This window comes from Acinetobacter sp. ANC_7635, from assembly GCF_056779945.1.
This window is the reverse complement of record NZ_JBWYIS010000006.1, coordinates 107,694-125,219: the sequence shown is the minus strand read 5'-3', so window position 1 is coordinate 125,219 and position 17,526 is coordinate 107,694. Positions and strand designations below refer to the sequence as shown.

The 17,526-nt window shown below is 40.1% G+C and carries 17 protein-coding genes; 4 read left to right on the top strand and 13 right to left on the bottom strand.

What is annotated here, in order from left to right:
- Window positions 1-12: 12 nt before the first annotated feature.
- The 9 genes from yjgA to mazG all read right to left on the bottom strand — a co-directional run bounded on the left by yjgA (window position 13) and on the right by mazG (window position 6,691).
- Window positions 13-546 carry a ribosome biogenesis factor YjgA gene (gene yjgA, locus AC1M89_RS08795; protein ID WP_035265351.1) on the bottom strand — a complete coding sequence of 178 codons (534 nt, stop codon included), beginning with the start codon at window positions 544-546 and terminating at the stop codon, window positions 13-15.
- A 2-nt stretch (window positions 547-548) separates the two neighbouring features.
- On the bottom strand, window positions 549-818 hold the full coding sequence (locus AC1M89_RS08790; protein WP_035265349.1) for an HPr family phosphocarrier protein: 270 nt from the start codon (window positions 816-818) through the stop codon (window positions 549-551).
- Window positions 815-1,666, bottom strand: a complete 852-nt coding sequence (rapZ, locus tag AC1M89_RS08785; protein ID WP_035265345.1) for an RNase adapter RapZ — start codon at window positions 1,664-1,666, stop codon at window positions 815-817. Before rapZ ends, AC1M89_RS08790 begins: the two co-directional genes overlap by 4 nt.
- A 39-nt stretch (window positions 1,667-1,705) precedes the next feature.
- Window positions 1,706-2,545, bottom strand: coding sequence for a pantoate--beta-alanine ligase (panC, locus tag AC1M89_RS08780; RefSeq protein ID WP_481591532.1), 840 nt, complete (start codon window positions 2,543-2,545; stop codon window positions 1,706-1,708).
- Window positions 2,546-2,547: 2 nt separating this feature from the next.
- Complete coding sequence (gene panB / locus AC1M89_RS08775) at window positions 2,548-3,357, bottom strand: 3-methyl-2-oxobutanoate hydroxymethyltransferase (RefSeq protein WP_481614103.1); 810 nt, start codon at window positions 3,355-3,357, stop codon at window positions 2,548-2,550.
- A gap of 40 nt (window positions 3,358-3,397) precedes the next feature.
- Window positions 3,398-3,886: a 2-amino-4-hydroxy-6-hydroxymethyldihydropteridine diphosphokinase gene (gene folK / locus AC1M89_RS08770; protein ID WP_481591534.1), complete on the bottom strand. Its 489-nt coding sequence runs from the start codon at window positions 3,884-3,886 to the stop codon at window positions 3,398-3,400.
- Window positions 3,883-5,340, bottom strand: coding sequence for a polynucleotide adenylyltransferase PcnB (pcnB, locus tag AC1M89_RS08765; protein ID WP_481588712.1), 1,458 nt, complete (start codon window positions 5,338-5,340; stop codon window positions 3,883-3,885). Before pcnB ends, folK begins: the two co-directional genes overlap by 4 nt.
- 153 nt (window positions 5,341-5,493) lie before the next feature.
- The gene (locus AC1M89_RS08760) at window positions 5,494-5,904 is read right to left on the bottom strand and encodes a helix-hairpin-helix domain-containing protein (RefSeq protein WP_481614102.1); all 411 of its coding nucleotides are present in this window, start codon (window positions 5,902-5,904) and stop codon (window positions 5,494-5,496) included.
- Entirely contained in the window at window positions 5,897-6,691 is a 795-nt protein-coding gene (gene mazG, locus AC1M89_RS08755) for a nucleoside triphosphate pyrophosphohydrolase (RefSeq protein WP_481587553.1), read from the bottom strand. The genes AC1M89_RS08760 and mazG overlap by 8 nt, the downstream gene beginning before the upstream one ends.
- A 107-nt stretch (window positions 6,692-6,798) precedes the next feature.
- On the opposite strand from mazG, the gene AC1M89_RS08750 reads away from it, so the two are divergent.
- Together AC1M89_RS08750 and AC1M89_RS08745 are read left to right on the top strand one after the other, a co-directional pair.
- Window positions 6,799-7,575, top strand: coding sequence for an SDR family oxidoreductase (locus AC1M89_RS08750; protein WP_481608963.1), 777 nt, complete (start codon window positions 6,799-6,801; stop codon window positions 7,573-7,575).
- 79 nt (window positions 7,576-7,654) lie between these two features.
- Window positions 7,655-8,086, top strand: coding sequence for a hypothetical protein (locus AC1M89_RS08745; RefSeq protein ID WP_035265332.1), 432 nt, complete (start codon window positions 7,655-7,657; stop codon window positions 8,084-8,086).
- Window positions 8,087-8,141: 55 nt separating this feature from the next.
- On the opposite strand, the gene AC1M89_RS08740 is transcribed toward AC1M89_RS08745, so the two are convergent.
- From AC1M89_RS08740 to cysM, 4 genes are read right to left on the bottom strand one after another with little or no spacing between them, the layout of a single operon-like run.
- The gene (locus AC1M89_RS08740; RefSeq protein ID WP_035265331.1) at window positions 8,142-10,448 is read right to left on the bottom strand and encodes a RelA/SpoT family protein; all 2,307 of its coding nucleotides are present in this window, start codon (window positions 10,446-10,448) and stop codon (window positions 8,142-8,144) included.
- Window positions 10,449-10,501: 53 nt separating this feature from the next.
- A complete protein-coding gene (gene rlmD / locus AC1M89_RS08735) occupies window positions 10,502-11,869 on the bottom strand; it encodes a 23S rRNA (uracil(1939)-C(5))-methyltransferase RlmD (protein WP_481591538.1) in 1,368 nt (455 codons plus the stop codon).
- A 9-nt stretch (window positions 11,870-11,878) separates the two neighbouring features.
- Window positions 11,879-12,700, bottom strand: a complete 822-nt coding sequence (locus AC1M89_RS08730) for a 3'-5' exonuclease (protein WP_481591539.1) — start codon at window positions 12,698-12,700, stop codon at window positions 11,879-11,881.
- A 16-nt stretch (window positions 12,701-12,716) separates the two neighbouring features.
- Complete coding sequence (gene cysM / locus AC1M89_RS08725) at window positions 12,717-13,637, bottom strand: cysteine synthase CysM (RefSeq protein ID WP_481591540.1); 921 nt, start codon at window positions 13,635-13,637, stop codon at window positions 12,717-12,719.
- Between the two features lie 151 nt (window positions 13,638-13,788).
- Here cysM and AC1M89_RS08720 point away from each other — a divergent pair, with 151 nt between their 5' ends.
- Together AC1M89_RS08720 and AC1M89_RS08715 are read left to right on the top strand one after the other, a co-directional pair.
- Window positions 13,789-16,593 carry a GacS-like sensor histidine kinase gene (locus AC1M89_RS08720; protein ID WP_481591541.1) on the top strand — a complete coding sequence of 935 codons (2,805 nt, stop codon included), beginning with the start codon at window positions 13,789-13,791 and terminating at the stop codon, window positions 16,591-16,593.
- Window positions 16,594-16,703: 110 nt separating this feature from the next.
- A complete protein-coding gene (locus AC1M89_RS08715) occupies window positions 16,704-17,492 on the top strand; it encodes a crotonase/enoyl-CoA hydratase family protein (protein WP_481614101.1) in 789 nt (262 codons plus the stop codon).
- Window positions 17,493-17,526 lie beyond the last annotated feature (34 nt).

Genomic DNA, 17,526 nt, shown 5'->3' with positions numbered 1-17,526 from the left:
TTTTTTTGACCATTAACGATCAGAGATAAGTGCAACTTGCTGAACGTAATTCAGCAAATTTAACTTAGATTGTGCAACAGCATCCTCACCTAAGTTTTTTTGAATATCACGTTCAATACGAAGTAAATGCTGACGTATTGCATGATGCTCTGCAGCATTGTAAGTCTTCATAAATTCTTTAATAACAGGCTCACCTTGTGCAATCATACGATCGACCCAGCGGTGCAATTGTGCTGTCTTTTTCGCCCCTTGTTGAGGTGTCAAATAAGATAAGATCATGCTCTCGTCTTCATTGCGTAATAATTTACCAATACGCAAAAATTGACGACGACGAGCCTCACCTGATGTTATCAATTGAACATCCAATAAAGCTTCAATTAAGCGCTCTTCCACAGGAAGGCTTTCAATCTTTTTTTTGGGTAACTCAGCAAGTTGAGCCCCTAAAGCAGCCATACGTTGTACAGCTTTCTTTTGTTCAGTTTTACTTGCACGTCCTTCTAAAGACTCAAAATCATCTTCAGTAAAACGTTGCGATCGACGTGCCACGATTATTCAGCCTCGTAAAATTTTGCTGCGAATAATGCTTGAACTTCAGACAAAGCTTTCTCTTCATCTGCCCCTTCAATCACTAGTCTTAATGTAGTTCCTTTGCCTGCACCGAGCATGAGCAAAGACATAATATTTTTGGCATCGACTAATTTATCGCCCTTACCAATTTTAATCGAACTTCGAAATTTGGTAGTGACCTCAATGAGCTTGCCTGACGCACGCGCATGTAATCCTAATTTGTTAATTACGTCAACAGTTGTGTCAATCATGACCAGTGCTTCATTTCTCTATGCAAGACCTGAATAGACCATTGTGCCTCAAGCGCCTTTTTGAGTCTATCCACAATAAATACAGAGCGGTGCTGACCACCTGTACATCCAATCGAAACCGTAATGTAATGGCGATGCCCTTCTGCAAAGGCAGGCAACCACTTCTCTAAAAATTGCTTTAAATCCTCAAACATCATATTCACTTGGTCAAATGATGTCAGGAATTTTTCAATGGGCTCATCTAAACCCGAATATTTTCTAAGCTCTAAATCCCAATGTGGATTGGGTAAATGCCGCACATCAAAAATAAAATCAGCATCCAACGGAATACCATGCTTATATCCAAAAGACTGTAAAATAACAATTAAGTTATCTACCTGCCCTAAGCGGGATAATAATGTATCTTTAAGATCATGGACACTTTTATCTGATGTATCAATCTGTACAGTTGCTCTTAATTGAATCGGCAACAGTAATTGTTTCTCTTCCTGAATGCACTCATTCAGACTTTTAAAACGATTCGCCAGTGGATGAGGTCGACGCGAGGCACTAAAACGAGCAATTAACTCTTGATCTTTGGTGGTGAGATAAATCACCTCGACCTCACCATGTTTTTCCAGTTGCTGATAAACTTGCTCAAATTCTTGCAAATCAGCGCGTGTACTCCGAACATCAACCCCTAAAGCCAATTGTTCTAAATTATTTTCTTGATCTAACTTTCCAACGATCTCAGGAAGTAATGCTAGCGGCAAATTATCGATACAGTAATAACCTAAATCTTCGAGAACCTGCAATGCAGATGACTTCCCTGAACCGGATTGTCCTGTAACAATAAGAATTCGCTTCATGCACCACACCTGACGATCATCATCGAGTTTAATCCTGTTTTAATGACTGATTTGTAAATTGTCGATCAAGCGTGTCGAGCCAATTTTCGCAGCAACAAATAACACAATATCTTGGTCAAATTGCTCAACTGCCTGCAACATTGGATTACGTGCTTCAACATAATCCACGACAAAGCCAGCATTACTTAAAGTTGATTTTATCTCAGCAAGAACCTCTGTAAGCGCTTGACCTTGTTTTAAATTTGTTTCAGCAGTTTTTAAAGATTGATAAATCACTGGTGCAATTTGACGATGTTCAGCCGAAAGATAACCATTACGTGAACTTAATGCCAAACCATCTTCAGCACGTGCAATTGGCACACCAATAATTTCAATCGGCATGTTCAAGTCACGTACCATTGTCTTAATCACAGCCAACTGCTGGTAGTCTTTTTGACCAAAGAATGCAAAATGTGGTTGTACGATATTAAATAACTTCGTTACCACTACCGCAACACCATCAAAGTGCCCCGGACGTTGAGCACCACATAAATCATTGGTGATTTGACCGACACTAATGTTAGTTAAGCGAGGTTGACTGCCATACATTTGCTCAACTGAAGGTGCAAAAATAATGTCACAACCCTCTTCAGCCAACAACTGACTATCTTGATCAAGTGTGCGTGGGTAACTGTCATAATCTTCATTTGGGCCAAATTGAATCGGATTCACAAAAATACTGACCACAACCACATCACATAATTTACGTGCTTCACGTACTAAATTTAAGTGACCTTGATGTAGATTCCCCATGGTCGGGACAAAACCAATAGTCTTTCGTGCTTGACGAGCAGCATGAAGTGATGCGGTTAAACCATGGATTGTTGTTTCAGTTTTCATGATTAAAGCTCAACTTGGAACGTATGTTCTTTAGCAGGGAAAGATTGATCTAGTACAGCAGCATGATACGATTTGATTGCATCAAGAATGGCTGTTTCACCAGACTGTTCTTTCATAAAATTACGTACAAAACGTGCAACACGACCGAAGTTTAATCCCAGCATATCTTGAACAACCAGAACTTGCCCATCGGTTTGTGCCCCAGCACCAATACCAATCACAGGTACATGCGGAAATAGTTCTGTAATTTCTTGACCCAATTGTGCAGGTACACACTCTAGCAATAACACTGCAGCCCCAGCCTCAACAACGGCTTTACAATCAGCAATCAGTTGATCCGCAGCTTCACGCGTTTTGGCTTGTAATTTATAGCCACCAAATACATGAACGGATTGTGGCGTTAATCCAAGATGGATACACACTGGAATACCATTGCGAGTCAACACTTCTACCGTTTCAGCAAGCCAAGCACCACCTTCAAGCTTGACCATTTGTGCACCAGCTTGCATCACTTTTTTCGAGTTTACTAATGCATCATTGAGTATGGCATAACTCATAAAAGGAAGATCAGTTAAGATGAAAGCATGGTTATTTCCACGACGTACAACTGAGGTGTGATAGACCATATCTTCCACATTTACAGGCAACGTTGAATCATGGCCTTGAATAGTCATCCCAAGCGAATCACCAATTAAAATGGTATCTATTTCAGCAATTTCCATTGCCTTCGCCATACTGGCGTCATAACAAGTCAGACATGAAAATTTTCGACCTTGCTGTTTGAATTGTCTTAAATCGCTCAGACTGATCATAAGATGTCCTCTAACACAGTTCCTTAGAACATTTTAAAGTTTAAATATTGATCCAAGATGAATCTGCTAAAACATCCAATTGGCTGTGTTTTGCAATATTCGTTTCTCGAATTTTCTGTCCATGAATTTCTAATTCGACATCCAGATCTAATAACGGCAGTATGACAAAATCTCGCTCAAATATCCCGATATGCGGAACAGTTAAGCGATCATTTTGAATCGTTTGATCACCATATAACAATAGATCTAAATCGAGTGTGCGTTCACCCCAACGACGTAAACGCACCCGCCCTGCTTCATTTTCTATTTTTTGTAATTCATCCAATAATTCAAGCGCCGTTAGACTCGTATCTAAACGAACGACCGCATTGTGGTAATGTGGTTGGTCTTGAGGACCCATAGGTGGACTATGATAAAGCCTTGATGCTTTCACCATACCCAGCATTGCCAGTTTCGTATAGGCTTCTGCCATCAACTGCTGAGAATCACCTAAATTACTTCCCAGTCCAATATATGTTCGTACTGTCATTGGATAGGACCAAACACCACTGTATTTAAATCACGTTTGACACGTTTACGCTTCAAAATAGGATGATCAGCTGCAATACCATTATCCAAAGCGATACTCGCATTTTGCTCTGTTCTTCGCTCATTCGCTGAAGCGGCCTTACGACTGCGGCGGCTACGTGACTCCGTTTCTTTAACTAGCGGTTCAATCTGCTGAGGCTTTGTTTCCGCAACATCTTCGGTCACGGCAACTTTACGTCGTGATTTAGTCCGTTGACGATTGTACTGCGCAATCACACGCTCTTTTTCGTCCAAAGACATCAACTGATAAGCATCCCACCATTGACCCATGCCATTGGTCGTCTGATCTCCAGACTTTTCACGCAGCAACATAAAGTCAAAACCTGCTCTAAAACGAGCATGACCTGAGAGTGCTTCAATTTGCTGAGGTTTTGGGTTCAACAAACGAGTTTGCATTTCCCAAACTTCACGAATAAATGTTTCTGCAAAACGCGGGATAATCGTGCGTGTCGCTTGGCGCTTCAGCACATCTAAGCCAGCTTGAGCACGTGCTTCAGCTGCCACAACACCTTTGTGCATATAAAAATCACAACGCTCAAGGAATGGTTTCCACAACAATACCGCATAGAAAAATGCAGGGTTGATCGTTTTACCAATTTGAATTCGCTGATCTGTATTTTTCGCTGCACGTTCAATAAATGCATCAATATGAGGAGGAATATCTGCAAATAATTGCTTCCAGATTCCAAACTCAATCAACATCGGGAGCACACGATTCAAATGCCCCATTGTGAATAACTTTTGAGATTCATCATATAAACGATGCGGTGATACATCACGTAAAAGCAAGGTTGCCTCAGGTGTAAATACATCTAAAATTGCAGGATCAATTTTAAAGTTAAGTTTCGCAGCAAATCTCAGTGTTCGTAACATACGAACTGGATCTTCTTCAAAACGTAACTTTGGATCCCCCAATAAACGCAATGTTTTTGTTTTTATATCATCAATAGCGTTACAGAAATCAAGAACGATACCCTTACGCGGTTGGTAATACATCGCATTGATTGAGAAATCTCGACGAGCAAAATCTTCTTCAATTGAGCCCCAATTATTATCTCTTAGAATCATCCCTGCAGCAGAAGTCACTGCTTTTTTAGGAGGAGCTCGGAAAGTGGCCACTTCAATTAATTCACGACCAGAATAGACATGAGCCAACTCAAAACGACGACCAATAATTCGGCAACGACGACCAAATACTTCTTTAATTTGTGAAGGTGTCGCATTGGTTACAGCATCGAAATCTTTAGGCGCAAGTCCAAGCATCAAATCACGGACACCACCACCGACGATATAAGCTTCATAGCCGGCTTTAGTTAAAGAATCAATAACATCTAAAATGGAAGAAGGTAATTGTGCAGTGGATAAACCGCACTTTGACGCGTGCAAAGTTTGCAAAAGACGCTGTCTCCTACGTCAGAACGTAAAATCATAATTGTGCTAATCATAGCTCTAACACAATCAAAGGGCAATTTTATTCTCCAAGATTCACCGTCAAAATTGATTAAATTTCAACACCCCTTAGTGCCATTTGATCTCTATAAAAATGTGTTAGAGGGCTAACTGGTTGCGATTCTTTTCGATAAACTTTGGACCTATTCCTTTGACATTTTGAAGTTCATCTACTGACTTAAAACTGCCATGCTTTTGCCGATACTCAATAATTGCAGCAGCTTTCTTCTCACCCACTCCTTTAATCATTTGTAGTTCAACCATTGAAGCCGTATTAAGACGAACTTTAGTTGATTGCCCGACACCACCAGCTGCTTGCTTTGATGATGTATTTACGGCTGGTCGAGATAAATAATGGTTCTCACTTTGCCGGTTAAGTCGTTGATCATGAGCTTCTTGCTCTGCTTTCCATTTTAAGTAAGATTGATCAAACTGTTGTGCATATGCCGAACTGATTAAACTCACACATGCAGTAAATATCAGAAGAAGAAAAGAAATGATGCTATTCATGTTGAACCTGAATTTTATTGTTATGTTGCTTTAGATACACTTTTGCCTGATCCCACAATTGGTCCATTTCTTTGAGACTCATATTTTCAATGGGCGTATTTCTATTTTTTGCCTGCAACTCAATGTATGAAAAACGTTGTTTAAATTTGTGGATGGTTCCAAGTAGAGCCATCTCACTTGAAATGCCGATTTTACGTCCAACATTGATTAAAGAAAATAAACAATCTCCAAACTCTTCTTGTATTTCGTCGGAATTTTGATGGTTGAGGGCTTCTCTTAATTCAGATAACTCTTCATCTAACTTTTCATACGCTTGCTCAACATTTTCGAAATCAAATCCAATCTGAGCTACATTTTTTTGAATTTGCTCGGCTTGATCTAAGGCAGGACCCGCTTTAATTTCATCTAAACGTGATTTAGTTTTGTCTTTTTTCTCTTCAGCCTTAATTTTTTGCCAAAGTTCACTCACCTGCTGTTCATTCAGTTGTTCAAACTGAGCCGATTGAAAGACATGAGGATGTCTTCGAATCAACTTGTCGCACAGTGTTTCCACCACATCATGAAAATTAAATGCTCCTTGCTCACTATACATTTGCGATTGAAATACAACTTGCAGCAGAAGATCTCCCAATTCCTCTTTTACATGCGCTGTATTTTGTGATCGAACTGCTTCTTCTACCTCATAAGCCTCTTCAATCGCATAGCGAGTCAAGCTTTCAGGCGTTTGTTTTTGATCCCATGGACATTTCGCACGAAGCTCTTGCATGATATTTAAAAGTTTTTCCATGAAAGTTGATCTCTAGTGAATGATGAGTTTAAAGATATTGTTGATTCAATGAACAATCTTATGCTCAACTAGGAACATAAAATGATGTAAAACAACAAGGATTTTCGATGACATCTAGCATTTTTATCAGTGGCGCGGCTCAAGGGATTGGCGCAGCTACCGCAAAACTATTCTATCAGCAAGGTTATAAAGTCGGTATTTATGACATCAATCTCGAACAAGCTGAACAATTGGCTCGATCTTTAGGGCCAAATGCTAAAGCGGGTTTGCTAGATGTTTCCCAATACGACCAATGGCAAAGTGCTTTAACTGAGTTCAACGAATGGGCTGGTGAAATAAATATATTATTAAATAATGCTGGCATCTTATATTCAGGGGCATTCGAAAATACAGATATCTCATCGCATCATCGAACATTTAATATCAATGTTAACGGCGTTCTCAATGGCTGTCATGCTGCGCTCCCTTTCTTAAAACAGGCCTCCCACGCACGTATCATCAATATGTCCTCTGCTTCTGCTATCTATGGTCAAGCTGATTTAGTGTCCTATTCAGCAAGTAAATTTGCTGTTCGCGGCATTACAGAAGGTCTTGATGTTGAATGGCAAAAATATGGAATACGCGTATTAGACATCATGCCATTATTTGTTCAGACTGCCATGGTAAAAGGCATGGATGCGGGTACGATTCAAAATATAGGAGTCAGTCTCAGCGCCCAAGACGTTGCTCAGGAAATTTACCGTGTCGCACGTTTAAAAAACCATCACTTAACCGTGACTCACCATACTGTTGGCATCAAAACTGAACTGATGTATCACCTGTCAAGATTCAGTCCTCAATTGATCAATAGAGTGACAAATTTAATATTAAGTAAAAAGAAATGACAAATTAGTCACATTTGTGTAATATTCTCTCGCCCCAACAGGGGCATTTATAACAATGCGTTACAAATGAGAATATATAATGAAAAAAATTTTAACTTTAGCTATCGCTACTGCTTTAACAACGACTCTTGCTCAAGCTTCGGGTGAACTACCAACGAAACAACACTCAACTGCTGAACTCAAGGCAATGGATTGTGCAACACTAGCTGTTGAAAAAGCCAATGCTAAGCGTAACTTAGAAAATGCTGATAAAAATATTGCAGCTGCTGCAACCCAAACGCCAGCTAAATCATTGAGCAAATGGGCGGGTATGGCAGGTAATGCATTATCTACTTTCGGTGGCAACTCAGAAAAAGCAACAAAAATGGGGCAAGTTGCAAACTCTGTAGCGGGTGAAAGCGATACTTCTGATGCTGCAAATATTCCATTACAGCAACAGATCAAAGCTGCATCGCAAGCAAACATCGATAATATTGGAATCTATCAAGGTTCTAAAAAATGCAAAATCTGATTTAACTCTATTTGAGTGATCAGTCATAAAAAAGCCTGCTAAAGCAGGCTTTTTTTTAATTTCCTTGAACCAAACGTCTTGCGCTAATGATGCCTGGTTGCTGTTCCAATCGAGCCAACAAGCGAGACAATTGAGCCAAACCTTTGACCTCAATCAATAGTTTCATATTGGCAATACCATCCGCTTCCGAAATAGTATTCACTTGGCGAATATTAATCTGATCTGAAAAAATCACTTGGGTTAGATCCTTCAGCAGTCCTCGACGATCATAAGCCTCAACCACAATTTGGACACTCTGTCCTCTTGTCGGTTGCATTTCCCAATCTGCTTCAACAGCGCGTTCAGGTTCTTGGCTGATCATACGCACATAATCCGGACAAGCCACCTTATGAATACTCACGCCACGATTGAGTGTGATATATCCAGCAATCGACTCACCATGAACAGGCTGACAACATTGTGCAATATGTAGTTCAACATTATCCAAACCGTCAATCAGAATCCCATGCGCTGATAATGTATGACTCGCCCGTGGATTTAATGCTGGCTTCAGCACTAACTCAGGCTCATCTTGATCCAAGTGCATATGACGATTGACTTGATTAATCAATGCATGAAGACTGATATCTCCACTCACCAAGGATACAAGAATGTCCTCACCTGTTTTAACGTTAAAGTGAGCACAATAATCACTCAAATCAATACTTTTTGGGTGAATTGCAAGACGTGATAATTCCTTGGTGAGAATCTCTCGACCGACTTCTAAGTTCTTACTACGGTCTTGCTGTCTGAACCAATGGCGCAACTTGTCTCTTGCACGTGCTGTCTTGATATAACCTAAAGAGTTCACCAACCAATCACGATTTGGCTCACGATCTTTCTTGGTCAGAATCTCGACTTGTTCACCTGTTTTTAATGTATAAGTCAGTGGCACATAACGTTGGTTCACACGTGCTGCATAACACTTATTACCAACCTCAGTATGCACATGATATGCAAAATCTAAAACGGTTGAATTACGCGGTAATTCTTTAATGTCACCATCACGACTAAAAACATAAATTTTTTCAAAATCTTCAAAATCTTGAAGCTGATTGAAATTTTCAGTTTCGTCTTCATTCGGATGCGCACCTGCTTCATTTCGTTCTTGATAATGTTCAAGCACGGAACGTAAAGAGTGCAAACGATGATTAAATGAATAATCTGTAGTTTTCGCACCTTCTTTATAATTGAAATGAGAACAAACGCCTAACTCAGCTTCTTCATGCATTTCAGTGGTTCTGATTTGTATCTCTAAAGATTTATTTTCAGCAATCACTGCAGTATGTAAAGAACGGTAGCCATTGGCTTTTGGGTTAGTGATGTAATCATCAAACTGATGGGGAATATGACGCCAGATTTGATGTACGATCCCCAAAGCGTGATAACACTCAGATACATTCTGAACCAGTACACGAACAGCTCGAATGTCATATAGCTGATCGAAACTTAAGTTCTTACTTTTCATTTTTCGATAAATCGAATAAATGTGTTTCACACGACCTGAGATTTCAGCCTCAATGCCATGCTTCAATAACTCACTTTTCAGCTTATCGACCACGAATTGAATATATTGTTCGCGCTCTAAGCGTTTTTCATTGAGTAAAGATGCAATTTCTTTATAGCGCTCTGGTGCTAAATAACGGAACGCAAGATCTTCAAGTTCCCATTTTAACTGCGCGATACCAAGACGATGCGCCAAGGGCGAGTAAATGGTCAAAATTTCTCGTGCGACACGCTCTTGACGCTCTTTTGGAGAGTTTGCCAACTCACGCAAAGCCAGCGTACGCTCAGCCAACTTGATTAATACAACGCGAACATCCTCTGTTACTGAGATCAACATCTTGTAAATCCCAGTTAAATGTTCACGCTGATTATTATTGAAGTGATCTTCTAAACGTTTATTTTTTTCGATCAGCTCTGACAACTTACCCATTGCCAAAGTGCCTTTCACCAAATTGTAGACACTTTCACCAAAGCTTTTACGAATCTCCTCAAGCGACGTCATGCCCTCACGCACACTACGATAAAGCATCGCTGCTGACAAAGTATCTTCATCAACATGTAGGTGAGCCAAAATATCTGCCATACCTAAGCCAGTCGCGAAGGTATTGGTTTTATGATGGTGATCAGAAGTCAGTTCTTTTTTTAAAACACTAAGAGCGACTTCTTCTAATTTTTTAAGTTCTGCACCGTCTAAAATAATCCGCGCACGGTCTAGCCAAGTTGCTAAACCAAGTTGCGCTTCAGCGGCATGTTCTACAGTCGTTTCCTCAGACAACTCAGTCAGTCGTCCAGGTAACTGCTCACGTACTGTGACCATACCCTTCTCCTTTTTTAAATCTAATCTTCATTTTATTAAATCAACACTTAGCACTAGCTTTTTTCAAATAAAGCAATAGATTCAACATGGCCTGTATGACTGAACATATCCATCACACCAGCTTTCTTCAACTGATAACCATGTTGTACTAAAATCCCTGTATCACGTGCTAATGTAGCAGGATTACAGGAAACATAGACGATTTTTTTTGCACCAAAATTTGGCACATAGTGCATAATTTCTTCAGCTCCAGCGCGTGGTGGGTCTATTAAGAGTGCATCGAACCCTTGATTTGCCCAAGAATGTTGCGAAAAATCTTGCGTTAAATCCTGAGCATAAAATTTTACGTTTGTGATGCCGTTTTTCAGTGCATTTTCTGTCCCACGCATCACCATTTCCTCACTTCCCTCCACCGCGACGACCTCACCCCGTGTTACAGAACGTGCAAGTGGCAATGAGAAATTCCCTAGACCACAGAATAAATCAAGAACACGCTCATTTCCGCTCAGGTCAAGCAATTCACATGCCAGCTTCACCATTTGTGGATTAATGGTGGGGTTAACCTGAGTAAAGTCAGTCGGTTTAAAACCAAACGTCACGTTAAAATCCGGTAGTGAGTAATGTAATCGCTCAGATAGGTCACCATCCGCACGATGAACACTACTTACACCAGCTGGTTGCAAATAAAGCTGCCATGATCTTTCTAACGCAAATTCACGCAGTTGGTTGACATCATTTTGCAGTAATTTGTTGGTATGACGTATCAAAAGTGCAACCTCTTGATCTCCTTTCGCCAATTCGATATGACCTATATCTGCTTTTGCTTTTAGATTTTCAAGGAGTACCTTGAGGTGAGGTAACGCAGCATCTAGCTCTGCATCTAAAATTTTGCAGGTTTTAATTTCTGTAAGCTGATTAGATTGAACCTCACGAAAACCCATGACTAGTTTATTTTTTTTAGCAATGTAGCGAACGCCAATACGCGCCTTGTGACGATAATCTTCACGTGTCGAACGCAATGGTTCTAGCCACGACTCTGGAAGAGCACCTGCAAAGTGGGTGAGATGCGACTCTAAAACTGATTGTTTTAAACGAATTTGTTCATCTAATTTTATGTGCTGCATATTACAGCCTCCACATTTTCCAAAATGTGGACAAACTGGCTGTGTACGAATTGGACTCGGCGCCCCAATCAACTGCACACAATCAGCTTCTTCTAATTTTTTTGCCTGATGGGTAATTTGAGCTTCTACTGTTTCTCCTGGCAGTGCAAAACGAATAAAAATCTTTTTACCCAATTTGTCTTGAGGATGTTCCTGTCCTTGAAAATGTGCGATCCCTCGCCCTTCATGTGAAAGTCTCTCAACTGTAAATGTATAACGAGGAAGTTGAGATGAGCGATGTGCGGCACGTTGTTTCAAAGAGATAACCTAATGTTGAGTTGATTTAAAATCCGAAGCGGTGAAGTCAGTTTTTTCAGCAGATTCTTGCCAAATACGCAAAAATTCTGTTTGCTGGGGTTGACCTTGAAGATAATGAATCGTCGCTTGAATCCACAGACGATGATCTTCAGGCAAAATCTGTCCTTTTAACAATACATAGCGCAGATAGACTAACCATGTGTTTAAAACATCCCCTTCACAATAACTGGTTAATTCTATCCAATTATTGTTACGAACATATTCAGGGATAAAATAACCTGGTGTTCCGCGCTTACCCGGGTAACCGAGCATATAGGCGACATCATCCAGTTTTTGGAAGTGACGCGCATTAAACATTGCCATAAAATCCATCAAATCAATATGACGATGATGGTAACGATTCTGGTAGTTATTATAGCGCTTTTGCGTATCAATTTCGCCTTGATCAAACAGACTTGGCGCAGACAACCCATGATACATTGCTCTATACATAATAACAGGCAGATCAAATTGGGAGCCATTCCAACTGACTAAAGTCGGATTACGTTTATCAAAAATTGATAGAAATTTTTGTAAAATTTCAGGTTCTGAATAATGTTCACGACTGAATGAAAATAATTTCATTCCTGCCTTTTCATCAATCCATAGTCCTGAAATACAGACAATTTCATGTAAAGCAAGTCGCTGAAAGTCAGTGCCCGCTTCTTGACGTCTTAACTTACTCAGCGCTTGTTCAATACTATCTTCTGGTAAATCTAAGCCATATAGATGCGCTCCTGATTTAAGATCGGTCAATGTTTCAATATCAAACACTAAAACAGGTAAGCGCATATAGATTTACTCGAATTTATTGTTCATCTTCTACAGAGAATAACCCCGTAGAGAGATAACGATCACCACGATCACACACGATACATGCAATCACAGCACTAGGATGTTGTTCAGCGATTTTTATTGATGCCCAAACTGCACCACCAGAAGAAGTACCAGCACTAATTCCTTCCTTACGTGCCAATTGTCGAGCCATTTTTTCAGCTTCAACTTGTGGAATATCCATAATTTGATCAACACGAGAAGCATCAAAAATCGTCGGTAAATATTCTTGAGGCCAACGGCGAATACCTGCAATATTCGACCCTTCAGATGGCTGTAGACCAATAATTTGAATATTTGGATTTTGTTCTTTGAGGTATTTTGAAATCCCCATGATGGTTCCCGTTGTTCCCATCGAACTTACAAAATGCGTAATTTTACCGCCAGTTTGTTGCCAAATTTCTGGACCAGTTGTCAAATAGTGTGCTTGGACATTGTCTGGATTACCAAATTGATTGAGTACTAAACCTAGACCATCTTTTTCCATTTGCAATGCGATATCACGAGCTTCTTCCATATTCTCGGATTCAATAAGCTCAGCACCATACGCACGCATTGCATCTTTGCGCTCTTGACTAGAGCTTGCAGGCATAATCAATTTCATTTTATAGCCACGCATTGCCGCAACCATGGCTAATGCAATACCTGTGTTACCGCTAGTCGCTTCGATCAGCGTATCACCTGGCTTAATGTCACCACGTTTTTCAGCTTGCATGATCATGTTATATGCTGGGCGATCTTTGACAGAGCCCGCTGGATTATTACCTTCCAGTTTTGCCAATACAGTCGCTTGAGTATGACTTGCCAGACGCTGTAACCTAACCAATGGGGTTTTACCCACATAGTGGTCTAATAAAAAATCGTCTGATTGAAAATCTACTTGTGTATTACTCATTATTTGCACCTATATTGAGGTGCAGGTATTGTATGAAAAAAAGTATCTCACTGCATCAATTTCAAAGGCTTTTTAATGAGGGTGATTAAAGCACCATCATTTTTTTAAAGCGTGCTAATATTCCTAACATGGGGAATGAGTCACTCTGCACATGTCGAATTTGAATAAAAAAATCTTCAATCGCTTAAAACTAAACCATGCTTATGGGCAATTGATTGCCCTTATTTTTGTCCCCATTGCAGTACTGGCAAGCGTCGGCTCTGCACTGGTGCTCACAGAAACCTCCAATTCTGCAAAATCAGAACAACGCTTTGCCGCAAATGCAATTTTAAGTCGTTATAAATACACGACAGAAAACCTACTTATTGCGCTAGAAAACAATCCCTCACAAGCGCAACAAGACCGCGCTAAAAGCATCTTACAAAAGATGTTTAATGAAAAATATTTACTCAGTGTCGCAGTCCTAGACCAACAACAAAAACCATATTTTGGGTTAGGCTATCGCAATGAAAAACCTTGGCCTAGCTTCCCGACCAATGTACAAACATTTGGTCCGATTAAAGATCAACATAATCATATTTATGGCTTAGCATTAAATACGCCTGATCAAAGTAAAAAATGGCTTGTTATCGAGCTAGATAATCAACCTCTAGCCATTTCTCAATATCGTGTTTTCATTGTACTGATCACGACGGGTTTGTTGACACTTTTACTCTTATTACTGTGCTTGAACTTTTATTCACGACGTTGGATTGCGCCTATGTACGAAATACGTATGCAATTACAGCGACTCAATGCAGACACACTCGACCAACACATGGTCATCAATAGTACTGGCGAGTTAAGGTTACTCCAACGTGATATTGCGAATGTCGTGAAGCGTCTACATTTCAGCTTTTTAGAGCTGAAGGAACATACCGAGCAGACCGAAGACGATTTAAGACGTACGCTTGATACACTTGAAGTGCAAAATATTACTTATAAACAAGCACGCGATCAGGCCATCTCATCCAATCAGGCAAAATCTGTTTTTCTTGCCAATATCAGTCATGAATTGCGTACCCCGCTGAATAGTATCGATGGTTTTATTCACTTGTTATTGCGCCAAGAGAATCTCAGCAATGATCAAAGCCTGTATTTGCAAACGATTCGCAAATCCTCTGCACATCTTTTAGCACTGATCAATGATGTCTTAGACTTTTCAAAAATTGATGCCGGTAAACTTGAATTAGAAACCGCATCATTTGATTTAGAAGAAGCGATCTTCGATGTTATGGACATGTTGTCGCCATTAGCCGCCCAAAAAAATATCGACATGGCCTTCTACTATGCCGATAACATTCCAAAGTATGTGATTGGCGATGCTTTACGTTGTAAACAGATTTTGACTAACCTGATTTCAAATGCCATCAAATTCACTCCTGATGGTGAAATTATTGTACGTGTTCGCATGGAGCATGACGATCTAGAACATTGCCTATTGCATTTCAGTGTTCAAGATAGTGGTATTGGATTAAGTGGTACAGATCGTAAACGGTTATTTGAATCATTTTCTCAAGGCGATGCTTCCGTTACTCGTCAATTTGGTGGCACAGGTTTAGGGTTAGCAATCTCAAAACAATTGGTTAATCTGATGCATGGCCAAATTGGCTTTGAAGATAACCAAGAACGCGCCCCAACTGAAAAGGGTTCAACATTCTGGTTTACTGCGAAATTTGCGGTTGATGAATATGAAATTATTCATCCGCAATTCCATGACATGCGTGTCATCTCCTATTTAGCCCACCCTGCAACTGCGAATGTTTTACGTCATTATTTAGAAAATTATGGTGTTGAACACACAGAAGCTCAATCCATTCTAGATTTATTCAGCCGTCTAAACGGTTTGACACATCAACCTGAAAATACGTGGTTGATTGTAGATCACAGTGGTGATCCAGAGGCTTTATTAAAAGAGATTCGCGGACGTTATCAAGGTCACTTAGCCGTATATGGCTATCAGATGGCGCTCGACCTCAACATGTTGAATGAATACAAAGCGAGGCCACTGTATCAACCTCTGAGCCGCTCATCATTAATTCAGCTCTTGGAAAATCAGCCAATATTTGAAGTTGAACCTCATGATAACTTTAAAGCCCTTAATTTACATGTACTTGCAGTAGACGATCATCTACCAAACTTAATCGTTTTAGAAGCTTTGCTCGGCGAAATTAATGTTCAAACAACTAAAGCGCAAAGTGGACAAGAGGCACTACAAATTTTACAACAACAGATTCAAAATGATGAAAAGCCGTTTGATCTGATATTTATGGACATTCAAATGCCAGTGATGTCTGGCATCGATACGACTCGTGCGATCAGATCGTTAGAATCCACCATCGAGGGACGTCACACACCAATCATTGCACTCACAGCACATGCTTTAGCAGATGAGAAACAAAAGTTGCTTAAAGTTGGCATGGATGACTATGTCACCAAACCAATCCAAATGGATCAGATTATTCAAATTCTGACCCATTGGAGCAGTGATAAGTTTATTCATCCAATTAAATCCCAAGAAAAAACTTTACGTATCGAAACCTTAGATCATCAGGTTTTAGATTGGAAACAGTGCGTTCAATTGGCAGCGAATAAAGAAGACTTAGCACAAGATTTATTGAAGATGCTGGTGGACAGCTTCCCGAATGAACTTGCTGAAATAGAACAACTCATCGAACTTGAAGATTATCCGCAGCTCGAACATGTATTACACCGTTTGTATGGGGCAACACGCTACGTCGGCACTCCGAATTTACAAAGCATCACAGGTGAATTTGAACAGTTCGTTTCAACGCTGCGTAAAGAGCGTAGAAAAGCAGATGAGCAATTTATTGAAAATGTGATGAAACGACTGGATGAATTAAAACATGCGATTGGACAAGTAAAAGAAGCAGCCGAGTCTATTTTGAATCATTAATAGACGATCAACGCACTGTATTAGGCAATACGTGATGACTCTACTGTCACGACAGTCTATTTTGGACATGTTATGCTTAAAACAAGGAACAATAAACTCGAGTCACAATAATGGCTTTAATACGTGTAGAAAAAAATAATGGAATTGCGACGGTTTTTCTGAATCGTCCCGACAAACGTAACGCGATGAGCTTTCAACTTTTGAAAGAGTTGGTGCAAGTCGCAAAAAAAATTAAATCTGATCGTACTATCCGCTGTGTGATTCTCACTGGTGAAGCCAACGTATTTAGTGCAGGTATTGATTTAACAGACCTGAATAATCCACAAAATCGTGCTTATGCCGCATGGGAACTCATTAAGCCTGGTCAAAGTCTATTTCAAAAAGCTTTTTTAATCTGGCAAGAACTCCCTGTTCCAGTCATTGCAGCTATTGAAGGGTATTGCTTCGGTGCAGGTATGCAATTGGCTTTAGCGGCTGATATTCGAATTGCTCACCCCAACACCCAAATGTCGATTATGGAAACCCGTTGGGGCTTAGTTCCAGATATGGGGTTAACACGCTCAATCAAAGGTATTATTGGAGTCGACCTAGCCAAAGAATTATCATTAACAGCACGTGTATTTGATGGTCAATATGCCAAAGAAATTGGATTGATCACACATGTTGATAACGCGCCGATGCAAAAAGCTCAACAGCTTGCCGACGAAATGTTGCAGCGCTCACCTGATGCCTTAGCTGCAGTAAAACAAGTCTTAGATGCGATGGAACACGCACCCAAAAAATCACTTCGTCTTGAGAAAATTTGGCAACTCAAATTACTCCTTGGCAAAAACAGTCAAATTGCGCGTAAAAAAGATAAAAATCCAGATTTGGAATTTCTACCACGTCAATTCAAATAAATTGGTTTTCAAACTTAGATCAGGGATTAGCTTC

Excerpts from the sequence above, each read along its gene's own strand:
- cysM (WP_481591540.1), bottom strand. The coding sequence starts at position 13,637 with ATGAGTAATACACAAGTAGATTTTCAATCAGACGATTTTTTATTAGAC.
- mazG (WP_481587553.1), bottom strand. The coding sequence starts at position 6,691 with ATGGAAAAACTTTTAAATATCATGCAAGAGCTTCGTGCGAAATGTCCA.
- AC1M89_RS08740 (WP_035265331.1), bottom strand. The coding sequence starts at position 10,448 with ATGGTCACAGTACGTGAGCAGTTACCTGGACGACTGACTGAGTTGTCT.
- AC1M89_RS08790 (WP_035265349.1), bottom strand. The coding sequence starts at position 818 with ATGATTGACACAACTGTTGACGTAATTAACAAATTAGGATTACATGCG.
- AC1M89_RS08720 (WP_481591541.1), top strand. The coding sequence starts at position 13,789 with ATGTCGAATTTGAATAAAAAAATCTTCAATCGCTTAAAACTAAACCAT.
- AC1M89_RS08745 (WP_035265332.1), top strand. The coding sequence starts at position 7,655 with ATGAAAAAAATTTTAACTTTAGCTATCGCTACTGCTTTAACAACGACT.
- AC1M89_RS08750 (WP_481608963.1), top strand. The coding sequence starts at position 6,799 with ATGACATCTAGCATTTTTATCAGTGGCGCGGCTCAAGGGATTGGCGCA.
- rapZ (WP_035265345.1), bottom strand. The coding sequence starts at position 1,666 with ATGAAGCGAATTCTTATTGTTACAGGACAATCCGGTTCAGGGAAGTCA.
- folK (WP_481591534.1), bottom strand. The coding sequence starts at position 3,886 with ATGACAGTACGAACATATATTGGACTGGGAAGTAATTTAGGTGATTCT.
- AC1M89_RS08760 (WP_481614102.1), bottom strand. The coding sequence starts at position 5,904 with ATGAATAGCATCATTTCTTTTCTTCTTCTGATATTTACTGCATGTGTG.
- AC1M89_RS08715 (WP_481614101.1), top strand. The coding sequence starts at position 16,704 with ATGGCTTTAATACGTGTAGAAAAAAATAATGGAATTGCGACGGTTTTT.
- panB (WP_481614103.1), bottom strand. The coding sequence starts at position 3,357 with ATGATCAGTCTGAGCGATTTAAGACAATTCAAACAGCAAGGTCGAAAA.
- AC1M89_RS08730 (WP_481591539.1), bottom strand. The coding sequence starts at position 12,700 with ATGCGCTTACCTGTTTTAGTGTTTGATATTGAAACATTGACCGATCTT.
- panC (WP_481591532.1), bottom strand. The coding sequence starts at position 2,545 with ATGAAAACTGAAACAACAATCCATGGTTTAACCGCATCACTTCATGCT.